Origin of the sequence: Porphyromonas sp. CAG:1061 (assembly GCF_000435035.1) — a bacterium.
Taxonomy (GTDB): Bacteria; Bacteroidota; Bacteroidia; order Bacteroidales; family Porphyromonadaceae; genus Porphyromonas_A; species Porphyromonas_A somerae.
The window spans coordinates 32546-44469 of sequence record NZ_HF988925.1; the positions used below are offsets into that span (position 1 = coordinate 32546).

At 48.2% G+C, this 11924-nt stretch carries 8 protein-coding genes and 1 pseudogene; 6 read left to right on the top strand and 3 right to left on the bottom strand.

The genetic code is table 11. The annotated features are described in order from the left end of the window. The 5 genes and pseudogenes from QVO39_RS06240 to QVO39_RS06260 form a co-directional block, all read left to right on the top strand. Positions 1–227 (top strand): annotated as a pseudogene (locus tag QVO39_RS06240) (glycoside hydrolase domain-containing protein); the annotation flags it as partial. Between the two features lie 127 nt (positions 228–354). Further along, entirely contained in the window at positions 355–1842 is a 1488-nt protein-coding gene (locus QVO39_RS06245) for a monomeric [FeFe] hydrogenase (protein WP_021903467.1), read from the top strand. Next, positions 1823–2824 carry a [FeFe] hydrogenase H-cluster radical SAM maturase HydE gene (gene hydE, locus QVO39_RS06250; protein WP_021903468.1) on the top strand — a complete coding sequence of 334 codons (1002 nt, stop codon included), beginning with the start codon at positions 1823–1825 and terminating at the stop codon, positions 2822–2824. The genes QVO39_RS06245 and hydE overlap by 20 nt, the downstream gene beginning before the upstream one ends. 7 nt (positions 2825–2831) lie before the next feature. After that, complete coding sequence (gene hydG, locus QVO39_RS06255) at positions 2832–4250, top strand: [FeFe] hydrogenase H-cluster radical SAM maturase HydG (RefSeq protein ID WP_021903469.1); 1419 nt, start codon at positions 2832–2834, stop codon at positions 4248–4250. A gap of 5 nt (positions 4251–4255) precedes the next feature. Further along, on the top strand, positions 4256–5377 hold the full coding sequence (locus tag QVO39_RS06260; protein ID WP_021903470.1) for a GTPase: 1122 nt from the start codon (positions 4256–4258) through the stop codon (positions 5375–5377). 267 nt (positions 5378–5644) lie between these two features. On the opposite strand, the gene QVO39_RS06265 is transcribed toward QVO39_RS06260, so the two are convergent. Genes QVO39_RS06265 through typA form a run of 3 tightly spaced genes read right to left on the bottom strand, consistent with a single transcriptional unit; the run spans position 5645 to position 9936 of the window. After that, a complete protein-coding gene (locus QVO39_RS06265) occupies positions 5645–6367 on the bottom strand; it encodes a tRNA1(Val) (adenine(37)-N6)-methyltransferase (protein WP_288171856.1) in 723 nt (240 codons plus the stop codon). Continuing rightward, on the bottom strand, positions 6346–8121 hold the full coding sequence (locus QVO39_RS06270) for a glycosyltransferase family 2 protein (protein WP_021903472.1): 1776 nt from the start codon (positions 8119–8121) through the stop codon (positions 6346–6348). The genes QVO39_RS06265 and QVO39_RS06270 overlap by 22 nt, the downstream gene beginning before the upstream one ends. A gap of 12 nt (positions 8122–8133) precedes the next feature. Next, complete coding sequence (gene typA, locus QVO39_RS06275; protein WP_021903473.1) at positions 8134–9936, bottom strand: translational GTPase TypA; 1803 nt, start codon at positions 9934–9936, stop codon at positions 8134–8136. 287 nt (positions 9937–10223) lie between these two features. Here typA and gdhA point away from each other — a divergent pair, with 287 nt between their 5' ends. Next, positions 10224–11567 carry an NADP-specific glutamate dehydrogenase gene (gene gdhA, locus QVO39_RS06280; protein WP_021903474.1) on the top strand — a complete coding sequence of 448 codons (1344 nt, stop codon included), beginning with the start codon at positions 10224–10226 and terminating at the stop codon, positions 11565–11567. The last annotated feature ends 357 nt before the right edge of the window (positions 11568–11924 follow it).

The window sequence follows — 11924 nt, forward strand, 5'->3', positions numbered from 1 at the left end:
TGGAGCGTCCTGGTAAGCAACCTATCAAGTTGAAATCAACGGATAATAACATAGATAATCGCTACATACAGTCTATCTATATTGATGGAAAGCAGTGGAGTAGGAACTACTTAACGTTTGACCAGTTGAGGAATAGTGATGAAATAACATTTGAGATGGGTCCCCAACCCAACTATCAGCGAGGGACTATGCCAAGCGATGCTCCCTATTCTTTATCAAATGAGTAGTTGGTACTTCGGATTTTGCAATGAGGAGGTATCAATTGTGCGTAAAAAGTGTTACCTTTGTATTGTAATTCTAACCGCTTTATGTACAATATAGTATATATGGCTAGATATTTTTAATAGGACAGATATGGCTTACTCCAACAATGTGATGATTATTCGCCATGAGCTACTTTCAAAGCTTGTGCGACTTTGGTATGATGGTGAATTGGTAGAGAAAATAGATTCTGTACCCATAGAGATGATCCCACGACATCGCAAAGAACGTATTCGTTGCTGTCGCCATAAAGAGCGTGCAGTGCTACGATATAAGATGTTCCCGCTATTGGGACTAGATATGACGGATGAGGTAGATGAAGTGACCCCACTCTCATACTACGCTAAGCAGACACTCGAGGAGCGTCAGAGGAAGGATAATCTTCTCTGCGTTGTTGATGAGGCTTGCACCAGTTGCGTGGAAATCAATTATGAGGTCTCCAACCTCTGCCGTGGCTGTGTGAGTAAGGCATGTTACAATGCCTGCCCTAAGAAGTGCATTAGTTTTAAGAAAAATGGTCAAGCGGAGATTGATCATGATGACTGCATTAGTTGCGGTCGTTGCCATGGTGCTTGCCCCTATCATGCCATCGTATATATCCCTGTGCCTTGTGAGGCTTCTTGCCCAGTAGGAGCTATTAAGAAGGATGAGCACGGTATTGAGCACATTGATGAAAGCCGCTGTATCTACTGCGGTTCTTGTATCAATGCTTGTCCATTTGGTGCTATCTTTGAAGTCTCTCAGGTCTTTGATGTGCTTCGGGAGATTAAGGCGGGTGAAAAGGTGATAGCTATTGTGGCTCCTGCTATTTTGGCCCAGTACGATGCTCCTCATGCTCAGGTGTATGGGGCATTGAAGCGTATCGGCTTCTCCGACGTGATTGAGGTGGCTCAGGGTGCTATGGACACTGTGCACCACGAAGGGCACGAGCTTTTAGAGAAGTTGGAGGCTGGGCAGTCCTTTATGACTACCTCTTGCTGTCCTTCTTTCTACGAAGCGATTGACAAGCATATCCCTAAGTTGCATGACTTTGTCTCCGATTCTAAGTCGCCTATGTACTATACTGCTGAGCGAGCAAGAGCTAAGTACCCCAATGGTAAGATCGTATTTATTGGCCCTTGCGTGGCGAAGCGCAAAGAGGCGCGCCGTGAAGGTCAGGAGGTGGACTATGTGATGACCTTTGAGGAGATTGCCTCAATCTTTTCTGCCCTTGAGATCGACTTGAAGAAGGAGGAGAGCTTCCTCCCAGAGGTTACTTCTGTACGCGAGGCACACGGCTTTGCTCAGAATGGAGGCGTGATGGGTGCTGTTCAGAGCTACCTAAGATGCCAGCCTGAGACTGCGGATAAGGTGGATAAGGTCACTACGGAGATGATTTGCAATATCGATAAGAAGACACTTGCCAAGCTCAAAGGGTATGCGGTACGGGGCACTGCTCCAGCTCAATTTATTGAGGTGATGTGTTGCCCTGGTGGGTGTGTCAATGGACCGAGTGCCCACAATCATATTGTGGCAGGTCGTAAGCAATTGGCTCAAGAGATCTCAACGATTCCACTCACTTATGCCGACCTCCCTCGCTAGGCTTTTACAAGGAGAGCAGCTTGAGGAAGAACAATTCCTCGAGTTGCTCAACTGTGAAGGGGATGAGGTGGAGAAGGCAGCAGGAGCGGTTGCAAAGGAGCACTTCGGCCGTGAGATAAAGCTTCGTGGGCTCATTGAAATTTCCAATTATTGTCGTTCCGACTGCTACTATTGTGGTATTCGTGCTTCTAATAGAGCAGTTGATAGGTACCGACTAACAGAGGAGGAGATTCTTGAGGTCTGCAGTATAGGAAACTCTTTAGGTCTCGGTACGTTTGTACTCCAAGGTGGTGAAGACCTCTACTGGAGAGGGGACCGCTTGGTAGAGTTGGTGCGTGAGCTACATCGGAAGTATCCTAATGTGGTATTGACCCTCTCGCTTGGCGAAATGAGTCAACCTGAATATCAAGAGCTTTATGATGCGGGAGCCAGACGCTATCTATTGCGTCACGAGACGATAGACCCGCTTCACTTCCAGCAACTTCATCCTCCTCGCCAGCGTATTGAAAGTCGTTTAGCGGCCCTTAATGCTCTGAAAGAGATTGGCTTTGAGACAGGAGTAGGGGGTATGGTTGGTTCGCCAGGTCAAGAGCTTTGTCATTTGGCACGCGACCTAGCCTTTATCCAAAGGTTTCAGCCAGCGATGATTGGGATTGGTCCTTTTCTGCCACACCACGATACTCCATTTAGAAGTTACCCGAGTGGTTCGCTAGACCTCACGGTACGCATGGTGGCTCTTTGCCGCTTGATCTGCCCGACTGCTAATATACCAGCTACTACAGCTGTGGCGTCACTCTCCAATGAGGGACGTCGGAGGGCTATTGAAGCGGGTGCAAATGTAGTAATGCCCAATCTCTCACCCCCTCGCTTTCGGCAGTTGTATCAACTTTATGATCATAAGGCGAGCTTTGGAAGTGAAGCGGCAGAAGGAATAGAATTATTGCGATCGGAGCTAGCGTCGTATGGCTTTACAGCAAAATAATAAGATAATGAAATACGATAAGTATTCGGCACGGGCCGAGGAATTTATAAATCATCAAGAGATACTTGATACCATCGCCTATGTAGAGGCGAATAAAGACAATAAGGAACTGCAGAGAGCGATCCTAGAGAAGGGGCGTGAGGCAAAGGGGCTTAGTCACAGAGAGGCAGCGCTTTTGCTACTCGCCACAGATGAGGATATTAGGCAAGCGACTGCTGAGCTGGCAGGCGAATTGAAGCATCGCTTCTATGGACGAAGAATAGTGCTATTTGCTCCGCTTTACCTCTCTAATTACTGCGTTAATGGCTGTACCTATTGCCCTTATCACTTGAAGAATAAGCAGATTCCACGACGTAAGTTAACCCAAGAGGAGATCCGGCAGGAGGTAATAGCTCTGCAAGATATGGGTCATAAGCGGTTGGCACTAGAGACGGGGGAGCACCCTGTGCATAATACGATGGAGTATCTGCTTGAGTCGATAGAGACGATCTACTCTATTCACCATAAAAATGGAGCTATCCGAAGGGTGAATGTCAATATCGCTGCCACCACCGTTGAGAATTATCGTCGACTTCATGAAGCAGGCATCGGCACCTATATTCTCTTCCAAGAGACTTATCATAAGAGCAATTATGAAGCACTTCACCCTACTGGACCAAAGAGCGACTACGCCTATCACACTGAGGCGATGGATAGAGCTATGGAGGGTGGAATTGATGATGTAGGCTGTGGAGTGCTCTTTGGCCTCAATACTTATCTCTACGACTTCATTGGGCTTTTGATGCATGCAGAGCACCTCGAAGCTAGGTTTGGAGTGGGTCCCCACACCATCAGTGTCCCCCGAATTTGTCCTGCCGATGATATTTCTTTAGGAGACTTCCCCAATGCAGTACCCGATGATATCTTTTTGCATATTGTGGCAGTGGCTCGAATTGCCGTTCCTTATACAGGTATTATTATGTCTACAAGGGAGAGAGCCTCTGTGCGAAGTGCAGCACTTCACCTTGGGGTGTCTCAGGTCAGTGGTGGCTCTAAGACCACTGTAGGAGGCTATGCCAACGAAGCAGATGCCAAGGACTCCGCACAGTTTGATGTGAGTGACCAGCGCACTCTTGATGAAGTGGTGGCTTGGCTCCTTGAAGAGGGGCATATCCCAAGTTTCTGTACCGCTTGCTATAGAGAGGGGCGAACGGGTGACCGCTTTATGCAACTTTGCAAGAATGGTCAGATTGCCAATTGCTGTGGACCCAATGCACTGATGACACTAGAGGAGTATATCTCGGACTATGCATCGCCGCATACACGCCAATTGGCGGAACCTGTGATCCAGCGTGAACTAGCACTGATCCCCAATCCAAAGGTACAGTCAATTGCACGGGAGAGAATCCAGAGGATAAAAGAGGGAGAGCGAGATTTTAGACTATAGCAAATATGAAGTCGGTAGCTACCCCTCAATCCGAATTGCCACATATCCTTATCTATGGCTCAGTAAATAGTGGCAAGTCAACGCTATTCAACTTGCTGGTAGGGCAGGAGTATGCTGTTACATCGCCTATCGCTGGCACCACCACCGATGTGCTATATAAGCGTATTGAACTACCTGAAGTAGGGCCTGTGGTGCTAGGAGATACCCCAGGGGTAGGAGATACTTCTCCACTGGGGGCACTGAGAATGGCGGCCACTCGTGTGGCTTTGAGGCGTGCAGATATTGTGCTAGTCCTTCAAGATGAGAGGGAAGAGTCGCTAGACCCGCAGTTGGTAAAGGACTACCCGAATGCTATCTTTTTACCCTTTAAGTTACCCTTTTCTGAGGACAGAGAAGCATTGCGAGAGCAAGCTATTGAACTAATAGCTAAAACGCTTAAGGAGCGGAAAATATGCCGACAGGAGACCCTCTCGGGAAACCTTGCAAAACTGGGCGACTTGGTACTTCTAGTGATGCCACAGGATAAGGCGGCTCCTAAAGGACGACTAATCTTGCCACAGGTGCAGATGATACGAGAATTACTTGATAAGCACTGTTTGGTAGTAGCCATTCAACCTGAGGAGCTTGGTGCGACCCTTTCCAAGCTACGTGCGATGCCTGACTTAGTCATCACCGACTCTTCTGTTTTCCAAGAGGTGGAGAAGCAATTGCCTCGCGAAGTACCACTTACCTCTTTTTCAGTATTGATGAGTGCTTATAAAGGGGATATCCACCGTTTAGTGGCAGGGGCAAAAGTGCTCTCTCAGCTACCGCCCAACGCTCATATATTAATAGCAGAGGCTTGCAGCCACGTGCCAACTAATGAGGATATCGGTCGAGTGAAGTTGCCTAAATTACTACGTAAGAAGCTAGGGGATGAGCTAGTGATTACCCATGTGAATGGTGACGACTTTCCTACAGACCTGAGTGGATATCAACTGGTGATTCACTGTGGAGCTTGTATGATGAATCGCAATCATCTTCTTACTCGACAGGAGGAAGCAACCCGCCAGCAAGTGCCGATGACCAATTATGGTATCGCCATCGCACAGTTGCTAGGTATACTTGATCGAGTAGTCTTACCATAATTACAAAACATCACATCAACCTCTAATGCGTAATCCCTGTTACGCATTAGAGGTGCCAAGTGAAAAGCTGGTTGAAATAGGGTGCAGAGCCCTCCTTTGCAACCAGTTGGAATTCAGTGTTATACATAAGCGTTTGCCGAGATGCAACTAAGCAATCGGCGAGTTGCAACTAAGCATTTGTCAAGTTGCATCTCGTCGATTGCTTAGTTGCATCTCAACTTTTACCCCCCCCCATAGAGGAGAATGGCACTTCGTGCAACATTCTCATTAAAGGATGGTGAGGTAAGGGCGGAGAAGTTGAGTGTATTCGGGGGTGTAGTTGTGTGTACCTGTGCCTGCTAGTATGGTGAGGTGGCTAGTGGTACAGGGGGTGAGCTCTTGGCTCCATAGGGTGAGGACTCGCTTTGGGGTTTTATTTTGGGTGGTCTGTATGTAGAGGTGGTGTTGGGGGTGGATATTGTATTCTTTAGCTGCCTTTAGGTAGTCACTCTGTGCAGAAGTGGCTAGTATGGTAGCAATCTGCCCTTGGGGGGCTAGGTGGTGGAGGCTGGTTGCAAAGAATTGGTCGGGGGAGAGGGTAATAGAATGCTTCGCTACGGTCTCTCGTTGATCGTTGTTTTTGTGTGTTGGGGTGTAGTAGGGCGGGTTGCTGAGGATAAGATCGTAGTGCGTTGCACCCCGATAGTCTCGGTAGTCTTGTTCTAGTATGGTAACCCTATCGGCAAAGGGGGAGTGAATTGCGTTGTAGCTCGCTTCTTTGGCACTGGCACTATCTAGCTCTATGCCTGTGATATGGGCGGTATGAAAAGCTTGTGCCAGCATAAGGGCAATAATCCCTGTGCCGGTGCCGACATCCAATACCGTTTTCGGCTGATGCTCTTGAAAGTGGTGGGCAATGTAGCCACCCAGGAGCATACCATCGGTACCTACTTTGAGGGCCGACTCCTCTTGGCGTATCTCAAATTGCTTTAGCCGAAATATCTTTGCCATAGTTCCTTGAGCTTGTACCACCCTTTCATCACCTTATTATTGGTGCGGGCGTAGTATCTCCGCAAGATATGATAGGCTTCTGGATCCTCTGAAGTAGGGGCAATAGGATCGGCATAGAGCGGATAGGGAGCTACCGCTGTGTGGTACCGACCTCCGCCACCAGAGTGGGTGCCACTACCATCAAACCCATCATTGGTGACCAAGGGAGGATTGCTATTGATGCTCAGCTTTTGATGAAGGAGTAGCGAGGCGTGCCAACGAACCGCCCAGGAGTTGTTTTCCCCAGTAATCTGTCGGCGTAGCATCTTTGGAAAGTCCATAAACCCACCATATCTAAATCGTTGATAGAGCTTTGGGTCTTGCTCTAACTGTTGTAGCAACTGCTTCCCATCTGCCTCCCAAAGCTCTTGCCAGCGGTCTTGCCAAGTTGCCCAGCCCCAGCTCCCCGCAAAGTAAAGTGGGTGGTTATTTCGGAGCTTTGGAGAGGTATAAAATGTGCCGGTGTGTAGGTGGGCGATTCTTTTCTCCTTGGCGTAAAGTGTGAGCGCATCATTCATCCAACGCAGAAAGTAGGGCGAGAGAATGAGGTCATCCTCCAGCACAATCACACGGTCGTGCATCTGAAGTAGGTTAGTAACCCCCTCCACAATGTTATGGGCGAGCCCTTTATTAGTGGGCTGGCAGTGGAGCTGTGCCTTGGGGATTTGTCGGCAGAGTGCACGCACCTCTTCTACCGCTTGTTGGTCGTCCGCACCTTTTGCCCCATCACTCCATATATATATAGGAGTATGGGTAATCTCTGGTTGCTGTAGTAAGTTCTGTAGGATTCGCTCTGTGTGCCTTGGACGGTTGTAGACAAATAGGAGCAGTGGGGCCAACTCTTTTCGGTTCAATGCCCGCTGAAGTCCCTCTAAGTCTAGTGGTGGTCGCTGCCGCCAAAGCTTCATCATTGGTCGCATCTGCCAAAGATTTCTAGCCATCTTAAGGAGCGATCGTCGGCGATTTCCTCCTGAGAGAAGTGCTTCGCCAAATGGAGCTAGGTGCCCTCTGTAGAATTGCAAGAGGGGGGAAAGCAACGGATTGATCGCCTCTGCGAGGTGGTAGGCCTGCTTTAGCCGAAGGGTTTTCTCGTCTGAAATGGCGGTAGAAGGACGGAAGTGCTGTCCCGTGAGGTGCGGAAGGAAGCCGATTTTTAATCCAGCAAACCTTACTCGATGGGCATAGTCTAGGTCCTCGCCATAGTGGTGGAAAAGAGGTGAGAAGAGACCCACCTTTAGGAGTGTCTGCCGTGGTAAATACCAAAGTGCCGCATTGATAAAGGAGAGTTCGGTAAATCCGTGATAGGGTGGCTCTGGTAGATAGTGGGCAAATCCTTGCTCTACCGCCCCGTTGCTACTGAGGTGGAGTGGGGAGAGGATGCCTATCTCGGGATGTTGCTGGGAATAATCGGCCAAGGCTCGTATCGTTTCGGCTGAGATGCTGGCATCTTGATTGAGTAGAAAGATTCCCTCATAGCACTCCTTGGCTTGCACCTCCTCCATTAGGAGGTTATTGGCAGCTCCAAAGCCGAGATTGGAGGGGCGACGGAGCACCCTTACAAAGGGATAGCGCTTTTCTATCTCATCGGGAGTGCCATCGGTAGAGGCATTGTCTACCACTGCGATCTCTAGCTGGTCGCGGTCATACAGAAAGGGCTGAAGTAGACTATCTATCCACTTCAGCCCATTGTAGGTGACTATGGCGACCAGAATCATATCGCCAAGGTATTATTTATTGCGTTGGCTACGCTTGCGTTCGGTCTCATCGAGTATGATCTTACGCATACGCATTGACTTAGGGGTCACCTCCACCAATTCGTCGGCCTTGATATACTCTAGAGCATCTTCGAGCGAGAAGCGGATTGGAGGAGCGAGTTGCACCTTGTCGTCCGACCCCGAAGCACGCATGTTGGTTAGTTTTTTGGACTTGCAGACATTCACATTGAGATCTTCGTCACGGGTGTTTTCTCCAACCACTTGACCAGCATATACCTCCTCTTGAGGGTCGATGAAGAATCGACCGCGGCTCTGCAGGTTATTCAGGGCATAGGCGTATGCAGTACCACTCTCTAGTGCCACGATAGAACCGTTGTTGCGGGTCTCGATATCGCCCTTCCAAGGCTCAAAGTCAAGGAACCTATGTGCCATAATTGCCTCACCACTCGAAGCGGTTAGCACCTGATTATTCAATCCGATGATGCCTCGAGAGGGGATGCGGAACTTGAGGAAGGTGCGGTCGTTTTTCTGCTCCATCTCAGTCATCTCGCCCTTACGGCGGGTTACGAGGTCGATGATTTTGCTCGCTACCTCCTCGGGAAGGTTCACCGTTAGCTCCTCAATTGGCTCATGCTTTACCCCATCAATCTCCTTGATGATGACTTGGGGTTGCCCCACCTGAAGCTCGTACCCTTCGCGGCGCATGGTCTCAATAAGGATGGATAAGTGTAGTACCCCTCGGCCATAGACAATCCAGCTATCGGCACTATCTGTCTCCTCTACTCTTAGCGCTAGGTTTTTGTCTAGCTCTCTCTGGAGACGGTCATAGATATGGCGTGAGGTGACATATTTTCCCTCCCGACCATAGAAGGGGGAGTTATTGATCATAAAGCGCATGCTCATTGTCGGCTCATCAATCGCAATACTTGGTAGAGCCTCTGGAGTGGAGACGTCGCAAATCGTCTCGCCGATCTCAAAGTTGTCGAGCCCAACCACAGCACAAATATCACCACAAGAAACCTCGTCTACCTTGCGACGACCAAGTCCCTCAAATATATTAAGCTCTTTGATTTTGCTCTGCTGCTGCGTACCATCACGCTTCATCAAGACGATGTTCTGACCTACCTTGAGGGTGCCACGATGGATACGCCCCACAGCAATACGCCCTACAAAACTAGAGTAGTCAAGGGAGGTGATGAGCATTTGGCTCGCCCCTTCTAGCATCGGTGGCTCGGGGATATACTTGATGATGGCATCGAGAAGCTGATGAATGTCATCGGTCGGTTTTCTCCAATCGGTCGACATCCAACCTTGTTTTGCCGAACCAAAGAAGGTGGGGAAGTCCAATTGATCCTCTGTCGCATTGAGGTTGAACATTAGGTCAAAGACCATCTCCTGCACTTCATCGGGCCGACAGTTCTCTTTATCCACCTTATTAATCACCACAATAGGCTTCAGTCCCATCTCAATCGCCTTGCTCAGCACAAAACGAGTCTGAGGCATCGGCCCCTCAAAGGCATCGACAATCAGCAGACAGCCATCAGCCATATTGAGCACACGCTCCACTTCACCACCAAAGTCGGCGTGCCCTGGAGTGTCTATGATATTGATTTTGTAGTCCTGGTATCTGATGGAGACATTTTTGGAGAGGATCGTGATTCCTCGCTCACGCTCTAGGTCATTATTATCTAGCATCTGTGTGAGCTCTGCACTCTCTTCCCTAAATAGCTTCCCAGCCTGTAGCATACGGTCCACGAGCGAAGTCTTACCGTGGTCCACGTGTGCAATAATCGCAATGTTTCTAATCTTTTGCATCTAATCTCCTTGTATTTACTTTTGTCGGCACAAAGATACCAAAAAGTGTACGCACACGGTGATAATCACCCCGCCCCCTTCAATCCTCCATCGGATATGAGGTGAGGAACAGCAGAAAAATGGGTCGGAAGTATTGTTTTATAGCATACTTTTGGGGTAAAAGGTGTTTGGTATCTATTTATTTCTTAAGTTTGTGATGTTGTAACCTAAGGGTCTAAAGTACCATTGGATGATGACAGAATAATATTAACGATTTACTAATCTATACATTTATTATCTATTGCATTATGAAAGTAGCAGAGATTATTAAGAATCTGGAAGCTAAGCACCCAGGCGAGGCTGAGTATATCCAGGCAGTGCAGGAAGTTCTTGAGTCTATTGAGGACCTATACAATGCACACCCTGAATACGACAAAAACAAGATCGTAGAGCGGATGGTGGAGCCAGACCGTATCTTTACGTTCCGTGTGAATTGGGTAGACGATAAGGGTGAGGTGCAGACCAACATCGGTTATCGTGTACAGTTTAACTCGGCAATTGGCCCATACAAGGGTGGTATCCGCTTCCACAAAGCCGTGACCCCTTCTATGCTTAAGTTCCTCGGCTTTGAGCAGACTTTCAAGAATGCACTAACTACTTTGCCTATGGGCGGTGGTAAGGGTGGTTCGGACTTTGACCCAGTAGGTAAGTCAGAGGCTGAGATCATGCGTTTCTGCCAAGCATTTATGCTAGAGTTGGTTCACTGCATCGGTCCAGATCAGGATATTCCAGCCGGTGACGTAGGCGTTGGTACCCGTGAGATTGGTTATATGAATGGCATGTACCAAAAGCTTACTCGTGAGTATCACACTGGTGTACTAACTGGTAAGGGTATGACTTGGGGTGGTTCAGAATTCCGTCCAGAGGCTACTGGTTTTGGTGCACTTTACTTCACCGAGCATCTTCTTGCTAAGGCAGGTAAGGATATCAAGGGTAAGAAGGTAGCTATCTCTGGCTTTGGCAACGTTGCTTGGGGTGCTGCTCTGAAGACCACTGAGCTAGGTGGTAAGGTGATTGCTATCTCTGGTCCTGATGGCGTTTGTGAGATTCCTAATGGTATCACTAAGGAGATGATCGATTATATGCCTGTAATGCGTAGCTCAAACCGCAATAAGGTACAGGATATGGCCGATAAGTTCCCAGGACAAGCTAAGTTTATCCCTGGCAAGAAGGCTTGGAGCATCCCTTGTGATATTGCTCTTCCTTGTGCTTTCCAGAATGAGCTGAATGGCGACGATGCTAAGGAGCTTAAGAATAATGGTTGCTGGTGCTGCTGCGAGGTTTCTAATATGGGATGTACTCCAGAGGCTATCCACTTCTTCCAGGGCAGTGGTATGCTCTTTGCCCCTGGTAAGGCTGTGAATGCTGGTGGTGTGGCTACTTCTGGTCTTGAGATGACTCAGAATGCTGCTCACCTCAATTGGCCTGCTGAGGAGGTTAATGAGAAGCTACACTGGATCATGAAGTCGATCCACGAGCAGTGCGTGAAATATGGTACTCAACCTGATGGTTCTGTAGACTACGTGAAGGGTGCTAATATCGCAGGCTTCATGAAGGTAGCACAGGCTATGCTTGAGCAAGGCGTTATCTAATCAGATAATAGCATATCAAAAAATGGGCTAGGGTCAGTAATGACGCTAGCCCATTTTGTATATAGACCTTTCAAGACGAGACAGCGTTGATCATCATAATAATCCCTATATCAAGCCAAGATGTTTGATGTATAAAACAAAAATGTTTTATACGTGAAATAGAATGGCTTTGTATATGAAATAATTGGGGTAGGCTATAGGGGTTCAGGGGTTACGTATTAGGAGTATATGCATAAGTTAATGACTCTATAAATAGTGGAAAGTAGTGGCAAAAAAGCCCATTTATAACAATATGATATTCAACACTATATAAAAGCGAAAACTTAGTTGCAACTAAGCGATCGGCGAGTTGCAACT